This window comes from Arthrobacter sp. NPDC092385 (assembly GCF_044755105.1).
In the GTDB taxonomy this organism is placed as follows: Bacteria; Actinomycetota; Actinomycetes; order Actinomycetales; family Micrococcaceae; genus Arthrobacter_D.
On record NZ_JBIVQL010000001.1, the window covers coordinates 326,797 to 347,473 of the forward strand.

A 20,677-nucleotide genomic window follows, 5' to 3' on the forward strand; every position below is an offset into this window, starting at 1 on the left:
CCCGTGCAGGATCCGTTCCTCGCACCGCACCACGACGGCTCCCCGCTGTACGTGCCCGACCAGTCGCCGCGCGTGGGGGACACGCTCGCCGTGCGCGTGCGGGTCCCCGCCCGCTGGGGGGCACCGGGGCGGGTGTTCGTCCGCTCGACCCGCGACGGGGAGGGGCACTACGACGAGGCGCGGTTGCTCCCCGGAGAGTCCGGGGACGACGGCGCGTGGTCCTGCTGGGAGGCGCAGGTCACGGCGGTCAACCCCACGCTGCGCTACCGGTTCCTGTTCGAGGTGCCGGGCGCCGACGGGCCGGTGCTGCGCTGGCTCAACGCCACGGGCACGGCCCGGCGGGACACCCCCGACCGGGACGACTTCCGGATCGACTGCCGCCCCGCCCCGGCGCCCTGGGCGCGCGACGCCGTGATCTACCAGGTGTTCCCCGACCGGTACGCCAGGTCCTCCGCCGCGGTGCCCCTCGACGCCCTCCCGGACTGGGCCGTGGGCTGCTCGTGGGACGAACCGGTGGAGCCGCACGGCGAGCTCACGCCCCGGCAGGTGTACGGGGGAGACCTCGACGGCATCACCGAGCGCCTCGACCACATCCGGGACCTCGGCGCGACGGTGCTGTACCTCACGCCCTTCTTCCCGGCACGGTCCAACCACCGGTACGACGCCTCGACGTTCGACGAGGTCGACCCGCTCCTCGGCGGCGACGCAGCCCTCGTCCGGCTCGTCGACGCCGCCCACGCGCGCGGCATCGCCGTCCTCGGGGACCTCACCGTCAACCACACCGGCGACGCGCACGACTGGTTCCGGAAGGCCTCCGCCGATCCGACCTGCGAGGAGGCCGGCTTCTACTACTTCAGCGAGGACGGCACGGAGTACGCGAGCTGGTTCGGTGTCCCCAGCCTGCCGAAACTCGACTGGTCCTCACCGGAACTGCGGCGGCGCCTCGTCGACGGACCGGAGTCGGTGGTCGCCCGGTGGCTGCTTCCCCCCTTCAACCTCGACGGCTGGCGGATCGACGTCGCCAACATGACCGGACGGCACGGATCCGTGGACCTCAACCGGGAGGTCGCCGCGCTCATCCGCGGCACCATGGACGCCGTCAGGCCCGGGCTGATGCTGCTCGCCGAATCCACGGGCGACGCCACCGATGACCTGTCCGGGCGGACCTGGGACGGCGGCATGACCTACTCGAACCTCACGCGCCCGCTCTGGCAGTGGCTGACCCGCGGATACCGGGAGACCGCGGGTATCAACTTCTTCGGCACGCCGTCGGCGGGCGTACCCCGGATCGACGGCGACGACCTCGTCGCCACCCACACGGCGCTCGCGTCGGGCTTCTCCTGGCGGGTCCGCTCACAGAACATGACGGCGCTGAACACCCACGACACCGCGCGCGCCGCCACGGTGATGGTCGAGGGCGGTGCCGCCGTCGGGCTCGCCCTCACCTTCCTGCTGCCGGGCCTGCCCACCGTGTTCGCCGTCGACGAGTTCGGGCTCGGGGGCGTCAACGGCGAGGACGCCCGCACGCCCATGCCGTGGGACGGCGCGGGTGCCCGGCCGGCGGACAGGCGGGAGTTCCTCGCGGACCTGGCAGAGCTCCGGCGGGCCTCGCCCGCGTTGCGGGACGGAGCGGTGCGCTGGCTGGCCGCCGCACCCGACGTCGTCGTGTTCGTGCGTGAGCACGAGGAGGAGTGCTTCGTGGTCGCGGCGGCGCGGGCGGACTTCGGCGGCGTCCGGGTGGCGTCGGACCTGCTGCCCGGCCCGTGGAACGCAGCCCGGCCGGTCGACCTGGGCCCGGCCGGGGCAACGGCGGAGGAGACGGCCGGCGCCCTCGTGATCTCGGGGCGCGGCCCCGGCGTCCAGGTGTGGCGCCTTCCCGGGGTCCGGACCAGCGACAGGACGTAGCCGCGCGTCCGCCCCGCGGGTGGCACCCGGCGGGTGGCATTTGTCAGGGGAGGCGGTCAGACTGGATGGATGGAACACATCCTGGAAGATCGCCATGCTTGAGGAGCTCGTCGAAGCCTTCGCCATCGGTGTAGGGGTCCTGTTGGCGCTCGGTGCCGGCACCGGGGTCGCCGGCTGGGTCGTGGTGCGGAAGGTCAGGAGTTCGCGGATCATCGAGCGCACGAAGGACCGCGGCATGCTGGCCGCCCGCGCCTACTCCCCGGACGCGCTGACGCGGGAACCCGCGCGGCTCATCGGCAATCTGTCCCGGTCCTCGCGCGCCACGCACCTCGCCCTGGCGGAGGCGACCGCGCAGAACCGACCCGTCGGCGACCTGCCGCGTGCCGCAGCCGAGATCGACCAGGCGGCCGCTTCCCTCGAGAACCTGCTGAGGGCGGCGGACCGGGAGCCCAACCGCGCGCTCAAGCAGGAATGGACGAGGGACCTCGCCGCCCAGGCACGCGCCCTCGACGAACTCTCCGCCGATCTGCGCCGATGCCTCCTGCAGACCTCGCGGTCCATCGACACGCTCCAGCTCGAGCGCGCCACCACTCGCCTGCGCACCGAGATCTCGGCCATGGGCACCTGGCGGGACACCTACGGGAACCGGCAGACGTGGTGAGAGGTTGATCAGGTAGCCACACCACAACCAGCCGGGGGTCCGAGCAATGTCGATCAGACGACGCATCACGCGCATCGTGCAGGCCAATCGGAATGCGGCGGCCGAAGGGAAGCAGGATCCGCGGGTCCAGGCGCAGAACGCACAGCTGGCGCAGCACTCGCTCCTGGACCAGGCGCGTCGCGGGGCGGCCGACGTCGCCGCCCACCACCACCGCGTGGGTCTGGCCGCGAACGACGCCGCCGCCTACCTCAACCGGGTCGAGGCGGCCGCGGCGGCCGCCGTCCAGCGGGGGGACGACGACGCCGCCCGTGCAGCCATCCGCGAGTCGATGACGGCGCGGCGACGACTCGAGACGCTGACCCGGCAGTTGCAGGAAGCGGAGCAGCAGGCGCGCAGGCTCCACGAGGACGTCCAGCGGCTCGAACACCGTGTGCGGCAGAATGCCATGGAGTACGACGCCATGCTCGCGCGCCGTGCCGCAGCGCAGGCCGCCATCGGCGTCCATGACGCCCTGGCTTCGTCCTCGCGGGAGGCCGCGGCGATCGACGCTGCGCGTCGCAACACCGAACTCGAGGTGCGGCGCTTCGAAGCCCAGGCCCAGGCACGCGAGGAGCTGTCGTGGACCGACCCGTCATCGCCCCGCCTGCAGCAGGCCTTCGAGGAGCTCGAAGCGGAGGCGGCCGCGCAGCAGGAGCTCGAGGAGCTCAAGCGGAGGGGCTCCCGAGGCTATCCTCCAGCGCAGTCCTGAGGGCGCGGAGCACGGCGTCGTCCACGTCCTCCTCCCGGCGGAGCCGGAGGCGCCACGCGAACGCGTCGTTGGTGGCCCTGACCGGCTCGAGCCCGGGCAGTTCCGGCACCGCCATCCGGAAGAACAGGTCAACCGCGGTCCTGGTGGTCGGCGTGAGCTGCGCGAACTTCCGCCGGGAGGTCTGGAGCGATACGTAGGTCTTGCGCATCTGGATGACCGCCTCGGGGGCCTCCGCGGCCCACAGGAGAATGCGATCCGCAACGGCTCGGAGGGCCGGCCGGTCCGCATACTGGGCGTCGTAGAGCTCATCGGCAGAGCGCAGGAAGAACTCCGGCAGCCCGAACATCTCCCAGTCGACGCTCATCAGGTTGTACCCGGTGACTCCCCGGTCCTTCAGCCAGCGCGACAGGTCCTCGCGGCCGGTGATTCCCGCGCTGAGGGCTTCGCCCGCCCACTCCGCCGGTGTCCGGCCGGTGGTCCGCAGGAGCCGGGCCGCGTTCGTCTCGACCATCGGCTGCCAGCTCCGCATCTCGTTCATGCCCACACTGTAGCGGCGCTGCAGGGACCGCCCGTCGGACACCGCCGGAAGCTACACTCGGGCCATGACTGAGCTGAGCGGTTCCCACGTCCTCGTCGTCGGCGCCACCGGGGTCCTCGGGGCGGAGCTCTCGCGTCAGCTCGCCGCGCAGGGAGCCCAACTCACGGTGTCCGGGCGGTCCGAGGAGAAGCTGTCGAAGCTGGCCGACGAGCTCGGCGAGGCCGTCGTCGGACGCGTGGCGGCGGACCTCGGCAGGGCCGCCGGCCCTGCCGAGATCGCTGCGGCGATCTACGGGCGCGAACTCGACGGCGTCGTGTTCGCCTCGGGCGTCGTCGCCTTCGGACCTGCGGTCGAGGTCGATGACGACACCCTCGACGAACTCGTCCTCGTGAACCTCCTCGGATACATGCGCCTCATGCGCGATGTCGCGCCCAGGCTCACGAAGGGTTCGTTCATCGCGCAGATCAGTGCCGTCGTCGCCGAGAGCCCGACGGCGGGCATGGCCGCGTACTCGGCCACGAAGGCCGGCCTCAGTGCCTACGGCAAGGCCCTGACACTGGAGCTGCGCAGGCAGGGAGTCCGCGTGCTGGATGCCCGCCCGCCGCACACGGAGACCGGACTCGCCTCGAGGCCCATCGCCGGCGAGGCTCCGAAGCTGCCCCAGGGCAAGGATCCGGTGGCTGTCGCCGGACGCATCGTCACGGCCATCCGGGACGGCGAGCGGGATCTGCCGTCGTCGTCGTTCTGACGGACCGCTCTTCCTCAGCGGCGGGCCGGTGGGTGCACCCGCCGGCGTGACCCGGTGACGGCGAGGGCACCGGCTGCGCAGGTGAGAGCCGCCGCGGAGAACGCCGCCGCGGGACCGTACGCTTCGATCATCGCCCCCGTGAGCGGGGCCCCGGCCGCCTGTCCGAGGACCAGGGCGGTGAACAGGAGCGAGGTGGCGGCAGCACTGTCCGCCGTGGCCTCGGACGCCCAGAGGATGAGCACCGATGTCGCCGCAGTGTAGGCAAGGCCGAAGAGGGCCGCCGCGGCGTATGCCGGGACGAGGCTGCCCTGGCTGGATCCGATCCACGCAGTCGCTCCGGCGGTGCCGAGGGTCGTCACGGACCAGGTCAGCGCGATGGCATGATCCGCGAGCCGGCGCGCGCCCAGCGTGGCGGCAGCGCCTCCCACCCCGAGCGCGATCCACACGACGGCGGACATCCCGGCACTCATGCCGCCGGCCTGTTCGAGCGTGGCCCTGCCGTAGACCCACACAGCGGCGCATCCGCAGCCGAAGACGAAGGCGCCTGAGAGTGGCCTGGCGAGCCCGCGGAAGCTCGATCGGGTGAGGAGCGAGGGGGCAGGGCGGTCCAATGCCGGGATGGTCCCCGCACTGCCGTCCAGGCGCAGGACGGCGAGCATCGACACCGCGGCGATCGCCGCCACCAGCACCCAGGCGATCCGCCAGGCTTCCCCCAGCGACAGGGACAGGAGGCCCGCAGCGACCACCCCGAAGCCCGTGCCCGAATTGACGATGGACTGGAGCCGCCCCTGCCGGGCCGGTTCGGCGTTGCGCTGCACGAGCTCCACCAGGGCGGGGGAGGCGAAACCCGCCCCCATGCCGGCAAGGAGTACCGCGGCGGCGAAGACCATCGTGTGTTGTGCGCCGGCGATCCCGACGCTGCCCAGCGCGGCTGTCGACCCGGCGAGGAGCGTCACGGCGCGGGGATGGCCGCCTGCGAAGCGGAAGCCGATGACCGCGGAGACGCAGTACAGGAGGGAGGCGCCGGAGGACAGGATCCCGCTCATCGTGGACGACAGGGAGAACGACGCCGCGAAGGCCGGTAGGAACAGTCCGTACCCCAGTCGTGCCAGGCCGTAGGTGGCAGCGATGAGCGCTACCGCCGACACGGCGAAGAGAGGCTCTTGGGCGCTGGACGAGGACTGTAACGGGCGTTTCATTGAAACGAACGTTATATCCTTCTGGGGTGGAACCACAAGCAACGGTGCGGGACCGGCTTCTCGATGCGGCGGAGGACCTCGCCGCGACGCAGGGCGTCACGGCGACGCCCGTCGACGTGATCCTCGAGCGCGCCCAGGTGTCTCCGGCAACGCTCTATGCGCACTTCGGCAACAAGGAAGGGCTGATCACGCAGGCCCTCCGGCGCAGGCTCTCGCGGTGGGACACCACGTGGCAGGAGTGTGTGGACGAGGCGGAGGGCCCGGAGGAGAAGGTGCTCGCGATCTTCACCGCGCTGACCCGGCACCGGCGGAACCTCAGCCCGTCCCGCTGGTGCGTGTTCCTGGGCATCGCTGCCGAGACCGCCCGTCCGGGGCCCGACCTCGAGGAGACACTGCTGGCCGACACCCGGCTGCTGACCCGTCGGCTCGGTGAACTGGCCGCCGCCCTGCCGGATCCCGGCAGGGCGGACGCTGTGGCCCAGCAGCTCGTCCTGATCTACACCGGCGTGCTCGGAATGATCCTGCGCGGCACGGACGCTGACACCGCCATCGCCGACGGGCGCCGCATCGCCGCCATGCTGCTGGCTGCTGTCGGCACGCAGGACGTCTCCTAGCGCAACCGCCCGCGGCTCGATCCCCCTACGCGCCGCAGCTCGTCGTCACGCCTCCACGAGGGGACCGCCGAAGGTCAGGCGAAGTCCTGCACTTTCTTCCAGCCGGGATCAGGGGTGTGCCTGACCGAGACCGGCCGGCGTCCGCGAGCCGCGGCGTCGAGGACGTCCCGGCCGTTCTGGTCCTCGGAGTCCGAGTAGAAGTGGAACGTCCGCACCCCCTTCGAGGTCTCGGCCGCGACGAGCATCCCGCGGATGCCGAGCGCGCCCACGAGCGAGTCCTCGAGGTCCGAGAGGGCATCGGAGGCCTCGGGGGTCGGAAGGCCCTGCCCGTCGGCATCGAAGGGGACCCGCAGTGCCGTGTGGAGGTCGAAGCGCGGGTGGTCTATCCAGCGCAGCGGGCGCAGGACCCGGACCAGGATCGGCTCACCGGACCCGAGGGTCCCCCGCATGAGCAGCCAGCCCGGCGCGGGGAGTGTGCGGGCGAGTTCGGCGACCCTCGCGGGCAGGTCGGCCGCCGGGATGCTGTCGACGACGTCGTACGCGATGCAGTCCACGCGGCGGACCCAGCGTTCGACGTCGTCCTCGCCGAGCAGCCATTCGAGCAGGAGGACGCACAGCCCGTACTCGTCGTCCCACTGCCCGGTGAAGCCGGGGTTGTGCACCGACACGATGAGGCCGTCGCCTGCCCTGGTCACCGCCGCATGGACCCTGGTGCGCCGCAGGTCGAAGGTCCTGCCACGGTAGGTGATGCTCGAGTCCAGCATGTCCGGTTTGGCGTTGCGGGCGGGGACGAACTCCCAGCGCCGGCTGGCCGGCGGCGATGCGCGGTACCAGCGTTCGGCCACGGGACGCAGCGCAGCGTCACCGCCGCTCGAGACGCAGAGCGTGTGCTCGGCGTCGGTGCCCGTGCGCGTCTCCCATTCGAGCCCCCGGGCGATCGCCTTCACGCGCCGGGTCAGCACGTCGACGTACGCCTCGAAGTCACCGGCCCGCGTGGCGGTGGTCAGCAGGTCCTCGCCGTCCTCGGCCCACCAGCGCCAGAAGGCCTCGATGGGATCCTTGCCCGTGCCCCGGCCGGAGGTCCGACGCCTGAAAATACCCATCATCCCCGCATCTCCCTGGTGCTGGCGTCCGGGATCCTCCGGCCGCCCCGACTCCAGCGAATCTACCCGGCCAGGGGCGGTCCTGGGCAGACGGCGTCGTCTTCACCGCCGTCGCGCGCGGGCCGGGATCTGCATAGGCTGGGAGGATGGGGAAGAGGACCGACGTCGATGACTCCGACTGGTCCGCGCGGGACGATGCCCTGTGGATGACCGCCGAGCTCGCCCTGCTGATGCACCAGGGGCGGTTGAAGCAACGGCAGGCCGTCCCGGTGCCCTTCGCGATGCAGCACTCCCAGGACGAAGCACCCCTGGCCTTCGGACCGTTCCGGCTGTCGTCCTACGAAGCGTGGGGCGACGGATCGTACGTGCACGACAGCTCCTTCGTCGTGGCGCGGGGGCGGGGAGCGGTGCCCCTGATGCTCGGGCTCGGTGCTGCGGCAGCCCTGGGGAATGCGGGCCGACGACGCCGGGCGGCCGCGCTGGCCCAGCCGCGATGGACGCCGATCGACAGCGGGACGGTCACCGTCTCGGACTACGGGTTCTACCTCCACACGCAGACCTCCGTGCTGCCGCGGAGGTGGAACAGCATCCAGATGGCGACGCTGATCGGTCCGGGCGCCCTGCAGGTGATGGGCCGATCCACCAGCGGTTCAGTCAACTGGATCCTCGAATCCGACTGGGCCGAGCTGGTTTTCCTGTTCTGGGCGACGGTGCGCTGCCCGGGCCATGAACAGCTTCAGGGCCGCACCTGGCTGCCCGACGAGTGGGTGACGAAGGCGTTCGTCCACAGTCAGCAGGGCGCCGGCCACCCGGATCCCGAGGCTTTCCGGGCCATCTCCCGCGGGCTGGGGATGGGCTTCCAGCAGCACACCTAGCCGGAGGTGCCTGCGCCGCGGAGGGCGGCCACGGCGAGGGAGCCGCGGAGCCGCGCGCCGCTCGCCGTGCCGCCCGTTCAGCGGCGGCGATAGGTGAGGTCGAAGACCATCCGCCCGGCCTTGATCGCCTTGTTCTCGAAACTCGTGAGGGTCCGGCCGTCGAAGCGGGGCGCCCACCCGCCGAGCTCGTCGGTGCCCTCGTTGACACCCGTGTTGCCCGTGCTCACCGGATCCCGCCCCTCACGCATCGGCGCACCGCCCACCACGGACTCCACGCCGCTCTCCCACACCTGCGTGAGGGGGCTCTCGGCGCCGGAGCGCTCGCCGTCGTGCAGGTTCTCGAAATGGTCGCTCGCGTCCAGCACGGCGCGCATCTGCACGGCGTAGCTGGACCAGTCCGTGGCGAGGCGGAAGATCCCCCCGGGCTGGAGGACCCGGGCGGCGAGGTCCACGTAGCCCTCCTTGACGAGCCTGCGCTTGTGGTGGCGTGCCTTGTGCCAGGGGTCGGGGAAGAACGTCCACAGCTCGGCGACGGACGACGCCGGGATCATGCCGGCGAAGGCCTCCGCGGCATTCACCTGCGCGGTCCGCACGTTGGCCAGGTCCTTCTGGCTGATGCGCAGCATGGTCTGGGCGAGCCCAGGGCGGTAGACCTCGAGGGCCAGGTAGTCGCGGTCCGGATCGAGTTCGGCGGCGTGCGTGATGGCTTCGCCGAGCCCCGACCCCACCTCGACGACCAGCGGCGCCGACCGCCCGAAGGTGCCCTCGACGTCGAGCACGAAACCCGGGGCCACCGAGGTGTCGGCGTTCTCGACGCGCGGGACGTCGATCAGGAAGGCCTCCGCGAGCTCGTCCCAGGCCTCGCGACGCCGGCCCTGCAGGCGCGAGCCCCGCCGGACGAACGAGACGGGCTGGGTGCGGTGCGGCTGGTCGGGGGTCTGTGCGTGCGGATCCATTCCTCCAAGGCTACCGGCAGCCCGCGGGTGGTTCCCCTGGCGTTGATGGCCTCAGCCCGTGGGCGCGAGGTGCGTCCGGAGTTCCGCGCACAACTCCTCGAGTGCCTGGGGCGCGCTGCGGGAGATCCGCGGGAACGCCAGGAAGCCGTGCGGCATCCCGACATAGGTGGTGACGCGCACCTGGACACCGGCCGCCTTCAGGGCAGCGGCGTAGCGCAGGCCGTCGTCCCGGATGGGGTCGTGCTCGGCGACCTGGACGAGCGCCGCCGGGAGCCCACTGAGGTCATCGGCGAACAGGGGCGAGGCATAGGGGTCGAGGTGGTCCTTCGGGTCGGGTGCATAGAGGTCCCGGAAGGCGACGATGTCCCGTTTCGTCAGGATCGGCGCGGCCGCGTTCTCCTCGATGGACGGACTGCCCAGCGTCAGGTCGGTCGCGGGGTAGATGAGTCCCTGGAACGAGATCACCGGGCCGGAGCGGTCCCGTGCCATGAGCGTGACCACCGCCGCCAGGTTCCCGCCCGCGCTGTCTCCCACGACGGCCACTCGAGCCGCATCCGCCTCCCAGTCCGCCGCGCGGCCGACGACCTCGAGGAACGCGGCGTAGCAGTCCTCCGCGGCGGCCGGCCAGCGGTGCGTGGGCGCGAGGCGATAGGCGAGGGAGACGACGACGGCCCCTGCCTGCGCCGACATCGAACTCGCCAGCCAATCGTAGGTGTCGAGCGTGCCGGTCGCCCAGCCGCCACCGTGCATGAGGACGATCAGCGGCAGGGGCCCGGAGAGGTCCGCGGGACGATACACGCGGATCGGGATCCGGTCCGTGGCCCCGGCAGCGGTGTCCTCGCTGGCGGTGACGTTCGGCGAGAGGCCGCCGAGCAGCAGATCGAGTACCGGGTTGTGGCCGATGGACCGCTGCTGGCCCGCCACGATCTGCTCTTCGCTCCTGCCCGCAGGGGACACCCTCGCGAGAACCCTCCCCATGAGCCTCGTCCGTAGGTCCAGCTTCGCCATGTGCGCCGGCTCACCCGACGGAGGGCAGGGAGGGCAGGGAGGACCGGGAGGCACCCGAAGCCAGTCGGGAGATGGCGAGCTGCGCGTAGAGGGCCGCCCCGTCGGCGAGCACGCTGTCATCGAACACGGCGTAGGGGGAGTGGTTGAAGGGCGCCGTCGCCGGTTCGATCCCGGGAGCCACAGCGGAGAGGAACACGAAGCTTCCCGGGACGGCTTCGAGGATGCGGGAGAAGTCCTCCGAACCGCTCATGGGCTGGGGCATGGTCACGTACCGGTCCGCCCCGAGGAGCTCCGCGACCTGTGCCTCGGCATGGGCCGTCTCGTCGGGATCGGTGATGGTGACGGGATATTCGTGGAGGTACTCGATCTCGGCCTCCAGCCCGTGCGCCGCGGCGATATGGCGCACGAGTCGCGGTGCGGCCTCCGCCATCCTCTCCCGGTTCGCCCGCGAGAAGGTCCGGACGGTCGCCTCGATCCTCGCCGTCTCCGGGATGATGTTGCGCTGCGTTCCCGCGTTCAGCACACCGACGGACAGCACCACGGGATCGAACATGTCGAACTGCCGCGTGATCATGACCTGCAGTTGGGTGACGATCTCCGCGGCCACCGTCACCGGGTCCTTGGCCGAGTGGGGCGAGGACCCGTGCCCGCCCGCACCGCGCACCGTCACCAGCAGGGCGTCCGACGCCGACATCAGGGCCCCGCCACGGCTGGTGAACATTCCGGTAGGCATGAGGGAGGACGTCACGTGCAGCCCGTACGCCGCATCCGGCGTCCTGCCGGCCGCCTCCAGGATGCCCTCCCGGATCATGACGCCGGCGCCGTCGTGGCCCTCCTCGCCGGGCTGGAACATGAGGACGACGTCCCCGGCGAGTTCCGCACGGCGCTCGGCGAGCAGCGTGGCGGCTCCCGTGAGCATCGCGGTGTGCAGGTCGTGGCCGCAGGCATGCATCACGCCGCCGATCTCGGAGCTGTACGGGACGCCCGTGGCCTCCCGCACCGGCAGGGCATCCATGTCTCCCCGCAGGAGCACCACGGGAGCGTCGCCGTCCTGCGCTGCCCCGCCGCGCAGGACGGCGGTGACGGAGGTCGTGTCCCTGCCGAGGGTGATCTCGTAGGGGAGCCCGTCGAGGGCGGCCAGCACCTTCTCCTGGGTACGCGGCAGCTGCAGGCCGAGCTCGGGTTCACGGTGGAGGCGGTGCCGCAGGTCGGCGATGTCACCCGCCAGGGACCGGGCGTCCTCGAGCAGTTCGGCGGGGGACAGGGTCATGGGTTCCTCCTGGCAGGGGTGCTGGTCCGTCCACCCTCGCAGATCGATCCCGCTGATGCGAGGGCGGGCGGGTCCGGTCACCGGCAGCTGGATACACACGCGGATGCGGGCTTATGGCGATCCTGCTGGTAAACTCGAACCACTTGCCTGCGCACGGCAGATCACTTCCGCCAGTTGAACGCGCAGCCTGCGTCGATAGAACGCATTCTTTTGTCCCGCATTGAGCTCCCAGGATCGTGAGCGCGGTGGACACTGTCTGACTTTTCTTCGGCGAACCCCTGCGCCAACCGGTGCCGGGGAAGATGAGAAGAAAGTTCGTGTACTTTACATGACTACTTTTGCCGCCCTCGGTGTGCCCAAAGCGCTGGTCGAGAACCTCGCCGCGCAGGGGATCACCGAACCATTCCCCATCCAGGTGAAGTCCCTCCCGGACTCCCTCGCCGGACGCGACGTCCTCGGCCGCGGCCGGACGGGCTCGGGCAAGACCCTCGCCTTCGCGCTGCCCATGGTCTCCCGCCTCGCTGAGCAGGAAGCCGCCTACCGGCGCAAGCCGGGGCGCCCCCTGGCCCTCGTGCTCGCCCCGACCCGCGAGCTCGCCACCCAGATCAACGCCACCGTGGAGCCGCTCGCGCAGCAGCTCGGACTCAACACCACCGTGATCTACGGCGGCGTGTCCCAGCAGCGCCAGGAGAAGGCCCTGCGTGCCGGCGTGGACATCGTCATCGCGTGCCCCGGACGCCTCGAGGACCTGATGCGCCAGAAGCTCATCACCCTCGAGTCGGTGGAGATCACCATCCTCGACGAGGCCGACCACATGGCGGACCTCGGCTTCCTGCCGGTCGTGAAGAAGCTCCTCGACACCACGCCCGCCGACGGCCAGCGCCTGCTGTTCTCGGCGACGCTCGACAACGGCGTGGACAAGGTGGTCAACCGCTACATGACCAACCCCGTCACCCACTCCGTGGACGACCCGCAGGCCGCGGTCACCACCATGGAGCACCACGTGCTGATGATCGGCGACCAGACGCAGAAGAAGCAGCTGATCGTCCAGCTGGCTTCCGGTACCGGACGCCGCCTGCTCTTCATGCGCACCAAGCACCACGCGCGGAAGCTCGCCAAGACCCTGACCGACGCCGGGATCCCCGCCGTCGACCTCCACGGCAACCTGTCGCAGAACGCCCGCGACCGGAACCTCGCGGAGTTCTCCACCGGTGACGTCCGCGTCCTGGTGGCCACCGACGTCGCCGCCCGCGGCGTGCACGTGGACGACGTCGAACTCGTGGTCCACGTGGATCCGCCCACGGAGCACAAGGCGTACCTGCACCGCTCGGGCCGCACGGCCCGCGCAGGCTCCTCGGGAACCGTGGTCACGATCACGCTGCCCGAGCAGAAGTCAGAGGTGCAGAAGCTGATGAAGGCCGCCGGGGTCGACGTCGCGTTCGAGAACGTCAAGGCGACGTCCCCTCTCGTCCTGTCCCTGACGGGCGAGCTCGCCGACAAGATCGATCCCCGCACCCGTGCGGCCCTGCTCGCCTCCCGCGAGGCCACGCGGGGCGAGGGTACCTCCACGGGCGCCAACGCCGAGCGCAAGCGCGCCCGCCGTGGTGCCGCAGCTCCGGCTGCAGGTGGCCGTGGCGGCCGGGGCGGGCGTGGACGCGTCTCCGCCGACCCGCAGGCCGCCCAGGGCAACCGCGCCGATCGCCGCAAGGACCAGCCGCAGGCGCCTCGCTTCGGCTCGGACTCGGGCGCTGCCGCCAAGACCGGTGGATCACGCCGCCGGACGGATGAGCCACGCACCGCCTCGGAGACGACGACGCGCAGCCGTCGCCCGGCCTCGGGCCAGCGCGTGGGCGACGCCGTGCGTCGTCCCGCCGCTGCTGCTCCTGCCGCCGGCGGCCAGCGCAGCCACGCGCCGTCGTCGGCCCCGCGGACCGAGGGTGCACGCCGCGCCGCTGGTTCCCGCAGGGCGAGCGCTCCGGCGTCGAACGACCGCCGTCCCCGCTAGAGCGGTACGCCGGAACAACGAAAGGGCTCCCTACCCGCCCGGGTAGGGAGCCCTTCGTGTGTTCCAGGTGGTGCGGTGCCCGGCCGGGTGCGGAACAATGGGCGCATGAACGCACTCCTGAACGTCATCTGGCTCCTGTTCGGCGGCATCTGGCTCGCCCTCGGCTACTTCGCGGCCGGCATCATCTGCTGCCTGCTGATCGTGACCATCCCGTTCGGGATCGCCTCGTTCAGGATCGGCGTCTACGCACTGTGGCCGTTCGGGCAGACGGTGGTCAGCCGGGGCGGAGGCACGTATGCCTTCGCGGCGGTCGGCAATGTGATCTGGCTGCTCGTCGCGGGCATCTGGATCGCCATCGGCCACGTGCTGACGGCCATCCCGATGTTCATCAGCATCATCGGGATCCCGCTGGGTATCGCGAACCTCAAGCTCATCCCGGTGTCGCTGGCACCGCTGGGCAAGGTGATCGTCCCGTCGTCGGGGGCGTCCCTGCAGACCTACCGCTGAGGGGCCGCGGCCGGTTCGGCAGCAACCCCTCAGCTCGGGACCCTCGGCAGCGGCCCCGTGATAGCGCCCTGGTAGTGCGCTAGTCGGATCCGCTGACGGTGACCGGACCGCCGGACCCGTTCATGCTCGGCCTGTCCGCGTTCTTCAGGAGATCGCCCAGCAGCGCGATGATGTCCAGCCCCGTGGTGTCCTTCACCAGCTGCGTGGTCTGGTGGACCCCGCTGGAGACGTTCTTGCTGAGCTGGCTGGCGCCGTCGTTCGAGACGACCGTCATGGTGTCGATCGCCGACATCGGTGCGGCGATCTCGCGTGCCATGGCAGGGAGCACCTCGAGGACCTTCGACAGGATGGCTGCCTGGTTGAATTTCTCGTACGCCTCGGCCTGCGCGGCGATACCTGCCGCCTCCGCCTTTCCGCGCGCTTCCGTCGACCCGGCCTCGGCGTCACCGCGGGAGGCGATGACCGCAGCGTCGGCGCGGCCCTTCGCCTCGTCGATGGTCGCCTCGGCGGTACCGCGTGCGGTGTTCGCGGCGGCATCCGCCTCGGCCGCCACGCGGTCACCCTCGGCGACGAGCTTGCGGCGTGCGAGATCGACGCGGGCCTCGATCTCCGTGGCCTCGGAGGCACGACGGCGCTCCTCGAGCTTCGCGTCGGCCTGCTGGATGAGGCGGTACTTCTCGGCGTCCGCGGGCTTGCGCACCTCGGTGTCGAGCTCGCGTTCGCGGAGCTCGGCGCGCCGCTGCGCGACCTGCTGCTCGCGCATGATGACCTGTTCCTGCTGCTCGGCCTGGGCCAGGGGGCCCGAGGCGTCGGCACGCGCCTGACGGGCGTCGGCCTCCTCCTTCAGCTCGGCACGGCGGATGATCAGCTGCTGCTGGGCGAGGGCGACCTGCTCGTCGGAGAGGGCGCGTGCCTGCTCGGATTCCTGCATGGACCGGGCCTCGGCGATCTTGGCGTTGCGCTCGGCGAGGGCGGCCTCGGGTCGGCCCAGGTTCTTCAGGTAGCCGGAGTCGTCGTCCACGGACTGGATCTGGAAGGTGTCGATCTCCAGGCCCTGGTTGTGCATCGAGTGTTCGGCCTCCTCCTTCACGCTCTTCGCGAAGGTGGCGCGATCCCGGATGATCGACTCGACCGTGAGGGTTCCCACGATGGAGCGCAGCGAGCCCGAGAGCGTCTCCTGCGTGTAGTGGTCGATGGCATCCTGTTGGTTCAGGAAGCGCTGGGCGGCCTTCCGGACGGCGTCGGCGTCGCCGCCCACCTTGACCTGGGCGACGCCCGTCAGATGGAGCTTGATGCCGTTCTTGGAGATGCCCTCGATGCGCAGGGACACCTGGCGGGACGCGAGGGACAGCGGGTAGGCCCGCTGCGAGAACGGGTTGATGAAGATGCGGCCGAAGACGACGCGCTGGCTGTCCGGATCCGGCTGCCCCTTGCTGTCCTTCGAGGAGATGATGAGCGCCTGGTCCGGGCTGGCGATGTGCAGAGCCATACGGGCGAGCACGATGGCGACGACGATGGCGACGAGCAATACCACCGCGCCGATGATGAGCGGGATGAACGTGAGATCCACTGCGACCCTTTCAACGGTCTTCGAATTGCCTCCGGCGCAGCAGGCGCGCGCCGGAGGATGATCAAGCTACTGCGTGCACGGTACTGATCTGACCCCCCAAGTCATCGAAGTGGACAACCCGCACCCTCGTCGGTCGCGAGTCGCTGGCTGCTACGAGGCGGCTCCCGTCAGGAACGCCTGCATCAGGGGACCCCCGGAGGTGGAGCCGAGCTCGCCCTCCTCGACGAAGACGGCGACGGCGAGGTCTCCCTGCAGGGCGACGACCCACGCGTGCGTCCGCGGAGGGGTCTCGCTGCCGAACTCGGCGGTGCCGGTCTTGGCCAGGACGGGCCCGCCCGGGACATCCCGCAGGAGCTGGGCGCCGCCCTGGGCGACGACGGCGGCCATGAGGGTCTTCAGGGTCGCCGACTCCGCCGCGGTGAAGGCACTCGGCTCCGCCGCTTCCGGTGCTGCGGGATCGGTGGGAGCCGGCGCCGATGCGTCATCGGTGGGCGCCTGGGATGCCGCGGCACTCTCCGACCCGGTGTCGAGTTCCGTCGGCTCACCCGGCGCGAGGAGCGTCGGCGTGACCCGCGCGCCGTTGCCGACGGACGCGGCCATGGTGGCGAGCGACAGCGGGGAGACCAGGACCTCGCCCTGGCCGATCATCGCGGCGGCATGGGCCGTGCCCTCCGCCTCGGTCGGCACGGCTCCGAAGAACGCGGGCGTCCCGATGCTCGCCTCGACGCCGATCCCGAGGTCGGTGGCGGCCTTCTCGAGGTCGGACTGGCTGATCCGGTCCCGGGCGGAGATGAACCCGGTGTTGCAGGACTGCGCGAAGGTCTCGAGGAGGGGAATGGTCCCGAGGAACTGGGCCGGGTACGTGCTGGCGTTGTTGAAGGTCCGCCCGTCCACGGTGACCTCCTCGGTGCACTCGGTCGGCGACTCGGGCGTGAAGCCCTTCCGCAGGAGCGCGAGGCTCGTGGCGATCTTGAACGTGGAGCCGGGCGGGTACTGGCCGAGGAGGGCCGTCTGCAGCCCTTCGCTGCCCGGGCCGTTCGCTGCGGCGAGGATCTCGCCCGTGCTGGGGCGGAGGGCCACGATGGACGACGCCGAGGGCTCCTCCGCGAGCACCTGCTCGCCGAGGCTCTGCAGGCGGGGATCGAGCGTGGTGGCGAGGTCCTCGCCGTCGACGGCGGGTTTCGCGAACAGCCGCTGGGTGGGGGTCTGCGGAGCGTCCACCGGAGCGGCGTTGACCTCGAGGCCCGGGGTACCGGCCAGCTGGGCGTTGTGCTGCAGCTGCAGGCCACCGAGCCCGGTGATGTCACCGGCCCGCACGGCACCGTCCGACTGCTCCACGAGTTCCTCGGTCGCCTCGCCGACACCGCCGAGCAGCTCCCGGGCGAAGGTCCGTGTCGGGGCGAGCTCGAGTGTGTCCGCCTGCCGCAGGGCACCCGGGACGGCATCGATCTGCGCATCGGTGACGGTCCGCGTGGCGTCGTCGCGGAGCACGACGGCCACCACGAAGGCGTCCGCGCCGGCGCCCGCGACCTGCTGCTCGTAGGCGGCCGGATCGAGCTCGAGCAGCGTCGCGAGAGCACGCGCGGAGGCTGCGTGCTGCTCCTCGGGTACGCGGGTCTTGTCGATGCCCACCCGGATCACGGGCCGCTGCGTGACGATCACCTCGCCGCCGGCTCCGGTGATGTCGCCGCGATCACCGGGGACGCTCGTCAGGGTCAGCTTCTCGTCGGGCAGGAGGTTCGGGACGAACACATCCGGTTCCCAGGCGGTCTGCCAGGCGTCCTCGACGCGCGTGAGGTCCGCCGTCGTGCTGTAGGTCCAGTCCTGGTCGGTGTCGTCGAGGTCCCAGACGTAGTCGAGGGTGGCCGTCGCGCTGTCCTCGCCGGTCTCCTCGACGCCGGCGACGGTCACCGCAGGCGCTTCCGGTGCAAAGCCCTCGGTGATCGCGGCGAGCTGGTCCGTCACCTCGGTGGACTCCAGGGACGTGAACGCGGACTGCCCGACGTCGAGCCGGGCCAGCCCCTCGGCCAGGGTGCGCGCCGCGTCCTCGGCGGTGGGGCGGTCGTCCGTGCAGGCCGCGAGCGTGAGTGCGAGGACGGCGGTGGTCAGGACGGATGTGGCGCGATGAAGTTTCCCCATACGGCTCATTATGTCCGAGAACCCCTGGCGCGCCGCCGTCGCGGCGTGCGGGTCGGTCGCGGTCTTCCTGCTGCTCGCCCCGCGCCGAGCAGGTGGAATTTATCTGCCCGAACCAAAGTTGAGTCGAGTACACTCAATGTGGGGGCCGGGTACCGGACCCCTACGTCAGAACAGGAAGGATCCTCGCGTGGACACCAACTTCACCACCAAGAGCCGTGAGGTGCTTTCAGCCGCTGCCATGAATGCCTCCACGGCGGGTAACGCCCAGATCGAGGCGCCGCACTTCCTCAAGGCGCTCCTGGACCAGCGTGACGGTATCGCCGTCGCGCTCCTGAAGGCGGCGGGCGCCGACCCCGACAGCGTGAGCGTGCAGGCGAGTGCCGCGATCAAGGCCCTGCCGTCGTCGTCGGGGTCCTCCGTGGCGCAGCCGCAGTTCTCGCGCGGGGCACTCCAGGTCATCAATTCCGCGAAGCAGGAGGCGGAGACGCTGGGCGACCAGTTCGTATCCACCGAGCACCTCCTGCTGGCGCTCGCCGCCGACACCGGGGCGGCCGGCACCATCCTGCGTTCGCTCGGCCTCACGCGGGAGGCCCTCGCCTCCGCGCTGCCGGGGGTCCGGGGCGACCGGCGCGTGACCACGCCCGATCCGGAGAACACCTTCCAGGCGCTCGAGAAGTTCGGGGTGGACCTCACCGAGGTGGCCCGCAGCGGGAAGCTCGATCCCGTGATCGGACGCGACGCCGAGATCCGGCGCGTGGTGCAGGTGCTGAGCCGCCGCACCAAGAACAACCCTGTGCTGATCGGCGAGCCCGGCGTCGGCAAGACCGCCGTCGTCGAGGGGCTCGCCCAGCGCATGGTCGCGGGCGACGTGCCCGAATCACTCCGGGGGAAGACCCTCATCAGCCTCGACCTCGGCTCGATGATCGCGGGAGCCAAGTACCGCGGCGAGTTCGAGGAGCGGCTGAAGGCCGTGCTCGACGAGATCCGCTCGTCCAACGGCCAGGTGGTCACCTTCATCGACGAGCTCCACACCGTGGTCGGGGCGGGCGCTTCCGAGGGCTCCATGGACGCGGGCAACATGCTCAAGCCCATGCTGGCACGCGGCGAGCTCCGCCTCATCGGCGCGACGACGCTGGACGAGTACCGCGAGAACGTGGAGAAGGACCCGGCCCTGGAGCGCAGGTTCCAGCAGGTCTATGTCGGCGAACCGTCCGTGCCGGACACGATCGGCATCCTGCGCGGACTGAAGCAGCGCTACGAGGCGCACCACAAGGTCTCGATCGCCGACTCCGCGCTCGTCGCCGCGGCCACGCTGTCCCACCGGTACATCCCGGGCCGCCAGCTTCCCGACAAGGCGATCGACCTCGTGGACGAGGCCGCCTCACGCCTGCGCATGGAGATCGATTCCGCGCCGGTGGAGATCGACGAGCTGCGCCGGTCCCTCGAGCGCATGCGCATGGAGGAGATGGCGCTCGCCCGCGAGAAGGACGAGGCCTCCCTCGAGCGGCTGGACACCCTGCGCGCCGAGATGGCGGACCGCCAGGAGGAACTCGACGGGCTGAACGCGCGGTGGGAGGCCGAGAAGGCGGGCCTGAACCGCGTGGGTGACCTGAAGGCGTCCCTGGACGACCTGCGCTCGCAGGCCGACCGCGCGCAGCGCGAGGGAGACCTCGAGACGGCGTCGCGCATCCTGTACGGGGAGATCCCGCAGGTGGAGCGCGAGCTCCGGGCGGCGCAGGCCGCCGAGGAGCAGAGTGCCAACGCCCCCGAGCTGATGGTCGCCGAGGAGGTCAGCGCGAACGACATCGCGGAGGTCATCTCCGCCTGGACAGGCATCCCGGCCGGGCGCATGCTCCAGGGCGAGAGCGAGAAGCTCCTCCATATGGAGGAGGTCATCGGCGCGCGCCTGATCGGGCAGAAGCGCGCGGTGTCCGCCGTGTCCGACGCCGTCCGGCGAGCCCGGGCCGGCGTGTCCGATCCGAACCGCCCCACGGGTTCCTTCCTGTTCCTCGGCCCCACCGGCGTGGGCAAGACGGAGCTCGCCAAGGCTCTCGCGGACTTCCTGTTCGACGACGAGCGCGCCATGATCCGGATCGACATGTCCGAGTACTCGGAGAAGCACTCGGTGGCGCGCCTCGTCGGTGCTCCGCCGGGATACGTGGGCTACGAGGAAGGCGGCCAGCTCACCGAGGCCGTGCGGCGCCGCCCCTACAGCGTGGTGCTGCTCGACGAGGTGGAGAAGGCGCACCCGGAGGTCTTCGACCTGCTCCTGCAGGTACTCGACGACGGGCGCCTCACGGACGGCCAGGGCCGCACGGTGGACTTCCGCAACGTGATCCTCGTGCTGACCTCGAACCTCGGCTCGCAGTTCCTCGTGGACCCCGCGCTCGACGACGCCGCCAAGCGCTCCGCCGTGATGGCCGCCGTCAACGCGAACTTCCGGCCGGAGTTCCTGAACCGGCTCGACGACGTCGTGATCTTCGATCCGCTCGGCCTCGACGAGCTCTCGCGGATCGTCGACCTGCAGGTCAGGTCGCTCGGCGACCGGCTGCATGACCGTCGCCTGGAGCTCAAGGTGAGCGCCGCCGCGAGCGAGTGGCTCGCGCTCACCGGCTTCGACCCGGCATACGGCGCGCGGCCGCTGCGCAGGCTCGTCCAGCGTGAGATCGGCGACCGCCTGGCGAGGGGCATCCTCGCGGGCGAGATCGTCGACGGCGACACCGTCGTCGTCGACCGGCAGGAGCCGGATGCGGAGGCTCTCGGGGAGGCGGGCCTGGACTCGGGTGGCCTGCTGGTGCACGCCGCCCGGTAGCGGCAGCGCATGCAGGAAA

The 20,677-nt window shown here is 71.1% G+C and carries 17 protein-coding genes; 9 read left to right on the forward strand and 8 right to left on the reverse strand.

The genetic code is table 11. From position 1 onward, the window contains the following. The first annotated feature begins 3 nt into the window (after nt 1-3). The 3 genes from ACIQCY_RS01630 to ACIQCY_RS01640 all read left to right on the forward strand — a co-directional run bounded on the left by ACIQCY_RS01630 (nt 4) and on the right by ACIQCY_RS01640 (nt 3,314). On the forward strand, nt 4-1,905 hold the full coding sequence (locus ACIQCY_RS01630; protein WP_400482141.1) for an alpha-amylase family glycosyl hydrolase: 1,902 nt from the start codon (nt 4-6) through the stop codon (nt 1,903-1,905). Nucleotides 1,906-1,999: 94 nt separating this feature from the next. Further along, on the forward strand, nt 2,000-2,566 hold the full coding sequence (locus ACIQCY_RS01635; protein WP_400482142.1) for a hypothetical protein: 567 nt from the start codon (nt 2,000-2,002) through the stop codon (nt 2,564-2,566). Between the two features lie 46 nt (nt 2,567-2,612). Further along, on the forward strand, nt 2,613-3,314 hold the full coding sequence (locus ACIQCY_RS01640; RefSeq protein WP_400482143.1) for a PspA/IM30 family protein: 702 nt from the start codon (nt 2,613-2,615) through the stop codon (nt 3,312-3,314). On the opposite strand, the gene ACIQCY_RS01645 is transcribed toward ACIQCY_RS01640, so the two are convergent. Beyond that, entirely contained in the window at nt 3,271-3,852 is a 582-nt protein-coding gene (locus tag ACIQCY_RS01645) for a hypothetical protein (RefSeq protein WP_400482144.1), read from the reverse strand. The two genes, ACIQCY_RS01640 and ACIQCY_RS01645, sit on opposite strands and share 44 nt — an antisense overlap. A gap of 64 nt (nt 3,853-3,916) precedes the next feature. On the opposite strand from ACIQCY_RS01645, the gene ACIQCY_RS01650 reads away from it, so the two are divergent. After that, on the forward strand, nt 3,917-4,600 hold the full coding sequence (locus tag ACIQCY_RS01650) for an SDR family NAD(P)-dependent oxidoreductase (protein WP_400482145.1): 684 nt from the start codon (nt 3,917-3,919) through the stop codon (nt 4,598-4,600). 14 nt (nt 4,601-4,614) lie between these two features. On the opposite strand, the gene ACIQCY_RS01655 is transcribed toward ACIQCY_RS01650, so the two are convergent. Then, nucleotides 4,615-5,799, reverse strand: a complete 1,185-nt coding sequence (locus ACIQCY_RS01655; protein WP_400482146.1) for an MFS transporter — start codon at nt 5,797-5,799, stop codon at nt 4,615-4,617. A gap of 26 nt (nt 5,800-5,825) precedes the next feature. On the opposite strand from ACIQCY_RS01655, the gene ACIQCY_RS01660 reads away from it, so the two are divergent. After that, a complete protein-coding gene (locus ACIQCY_RS01660) occupies nt 5,826-6,413 on the forward strand; it encodes a TetR/AcrR family transcriptional regulator (protein WP_400482147.1) in 588 nt (195 codons plus the stop codon). A gap of 74 nt (nt 6,414-6,487) precedes the next feature. Here the strand turns inward: ACIQCY_RS01660 and ACIQCY_RS01665 are convergent, their stop codons facing one another. After that, the gene (locus ACIQCY_RS01665; protein ID WP_400482148.1) at nt 6,488-7,519 is read right to left on the reverse strand and encodes a DUF695 domain-containing protein; all 1,032 of its coding nucleotides are present in this window, start codon (nt 7,517-7,519) and stop codon (nt 6,488-6,490) included. A gap of 143 nt (nt 7,520-7,662) precedes the next feature. Here ACIQCY_RS01665 and ACIQCY_RS01670 point away from each other — a divergent pair, with 143 nt between their 5' ends. Further along, the gene (locus ACIQCY_RS01670) at nt 7,663-8,391 is read left to right on the forward strand and encodes a hypothetical protein (RefSeq protein WP_400482149.1); all 729 of its coding nucleotides are present in this window, start codon (nt 7,663-7,665) and stop codon (nt 8,389-8,391) included. A 77-nt stretch (nt 8,392-8,468) separates the two neighbouring features. Here ACIQCY_RS01670 and trmB read toward each other — a convergent pair whose 3' ends face one another. From trmB to ACIQCY_RS01685, 3 genes are read right to left on the reverse strand one after another with little or no spacing between them, the layout of a single operon-like run. Further along, a complete protein-coding gene (gene trmB / locus ACIQCY_RS01675) occupies nt 8,469-9,347 on the reverse strand; it encodes a tRNA (guanosine(46)-N7)-methyltransferase TrmB (RefSeq protein WP_400482150.1) in 879 nt (292 codons plus the stop codon). Nucleotides 9,348-9,398: 51 nt separating this feature from the next. Then, nucleotides 9,399-10,355 (reverse strand): alpha/beta hydrolase, encoded by a 957-nt coding sequence (locus tag ACIQCY_RS01680; protein WP_400482151.1) that lies wholly within the window; start codon nt 10,353-10,355, stop codon nt 9,399-9,401. 10 nt (nt 10,356-10,365) lie between these two features. Continuing rightward, nucleotides 10,366-11,625, reverse strand: a complete 1,260-nt coding sequence (locus tag ACIQCY_RS01685) for a M20 family metallopeptidase (protein WP_400482152.1) — start codon at nt 11,623-11,625, stop codon at nt 10,366-10,368. A gap of 328 nt (nt 11,626-11,953) precedes the next feature. On the opposite strand from ACIQCY_RS01685, the gene ACIQCY_RS01690 reads away from it, so the two are divergent. Both ACIQCY_RS01690 and ACIQCY_RS01695 read left to right on the forward strand, forming a co-directional pair. Then, complete coding sequence (locus tag ACIQCY_RS01690) at nt 11,954-13,630, forward strand: DEAD/DEAH box helicase (RefSeq protein WP_400482153.1); 1,677 nt, start codon at nt 11,954-11,956, stop codon at nt 13,628-13,630. Nucleotides 13,631-13,735: 105 nt separating this feature from the next. Further along, nucleotides 13,736-14,137 (forward strand): YccF domain-containing protein, encoded by a 402-nt coding sequence (locus tag ACIQCY_RS01695; protein WP_400482154.1) that lies wholly within the window; start codon nt 13,736-13,738, stop codon nt 14,135-14,137. A 79-nt stretch (nt 14,138-14,216) separates the two neighbouring features. Here ACIQCY_RS01695 and ACIQCY_RS01700 read toward each other — a convergent pair whose 3' ends face one another. Together ACIQCY_RS01700 and ACIQCY_RS01705 are read right to left on the reverse strand one after the other, a co-directional pair. After that, the gene (locus ACIQCY_RS01700) at nt 14,217-15,707 is read right to left on the reverse strand and encodes a flotillin family protein (protein ID WP_400482155.1); all 1,491 of its coding nucleotides are present in this window, start codon (nt 15,705-15,707) and stop codon (nt 14,217-14,219) included. Nucleotides 15,708-15,857: 150 nt separating this feature from the next. Then, a complete protein-coding gene (locus ACIQCY_RS01705) occupies nt 15,858-17,846 on the reverse strand; it encodes a penicillin-binding transpeptidase domain-containing protein (protein ID WP_400482156.1) in 1,989 nt (662 codons plus the stop codon). Nucleotides 17,847-18,033: 187 nt separating this feature from the next. On the opposite strand from ACIQCY_RS01705, the gene clpB reads away from it, so the two are divergent. After that, on the forward strand, nt 18,034-20,658 hold the full coding sequence (gene clpB, locus ACIQCY_RS01710) for an ATP-dependent chaperone ClpB (protein WP_400482157.1): 2,625 nt from the start codon (nt 18,034-18,036) through the stop codon (nt 20,656-20,658). Nucleotides 20,659-20,677: the final 19 nt, after the last annotated feature.

Coding starts and splice junctions, on each gene's coding strand:
- ACIQCY_RS01635 (WP_400482142.1), top strand. CDS start 2,000: ATGCTTGAGGAGCTCGTCGAAGCCTTCGCCATCGGTGTAGGGGTCCTG.
- ACIQCY_RS01640 (WP_400482143.1), top strand. CDS start 2,613: ATGTCGATCAGACGACGCATCACGCGCATCGTGCAGGCCAATCGGAAT.
- ACIQCY_RS01645 (WP_400482144.1), bottom strand. CDS start 3,852: ATGAACGAGATGCGGAGCTGGCAGCCGATGGTCGAGACGAACGCGGCC.
- ACIQCY_RS01650 (WP_400482145.1), top strand. CDS start 3,917: ATGACTGAGCTGAGCGGTTCCCACGTCCTCGTCGTCGGCGCCACCGGG.
- ACIQCY_RS01655 (WP_400482146.1), bottom strand. CDS start 5,799: ATGAAACGCCCGTTACAGTCCTCGTCCAGCGCCCAAGAGCCTCTCTTC.
- ACIQCY_RS01665 (WP_400482148.1), bottom strand. CDS start 7,519: ATGATGGGTATTTTCAGGCGTCGGACCTCCGGCCGGGGCACGGGCAAG.
- ACIQCY_RS01670 (WP_400482149.1), top strand. CDS start 7,663: ATGGGGAAGAGGACCGACGTCGATGACTCCGACTGGTCCGCGCGGGAC.
- trmB (WP_400482150.1), bottom strand. CDS start 9,347: ATGGATCCGCACGCACAGACCCCCGACCAGCCGCACCGCACCCAGCCC.
- ACIQCY_RS01680 (WP_400482151.1), bottom strand. CDS start 10,355: ATGGCGAAGCTGGACCTACGGACGAGGCTCATGGGGAGGGTTCTCGCG.
- ACIQCY_RS01685 (WP_400482152.1), bottom strand. CDS start 11,625: ATGACCCTGTCCCCCGCCGAACTGCTCGAGGACGCCCGGTCCCTGGCG.
- ACIQCY_RS01690 (WP_400482153.1), top strand. CDS start 11,954: ATGACTACTTTTGCCGCCCTCGGTGTGCCCAAAGCGCTGGTCGAGAAC.
- ACIQCY_RS01695 (WP_400482154.1), top strand. CDS start 13,736: ATGAACGCACTCCTGAACGTCATCTGGCTCCTGTTCGGCGGCATCTGG.
- ACIQCY_RS01705 (WP_400482156.1), bottom strand. CDS start 17,846: ATGGGGAAACTTCATCGCGCCACATCCGTCCTGACCACCGCCGTCCTC.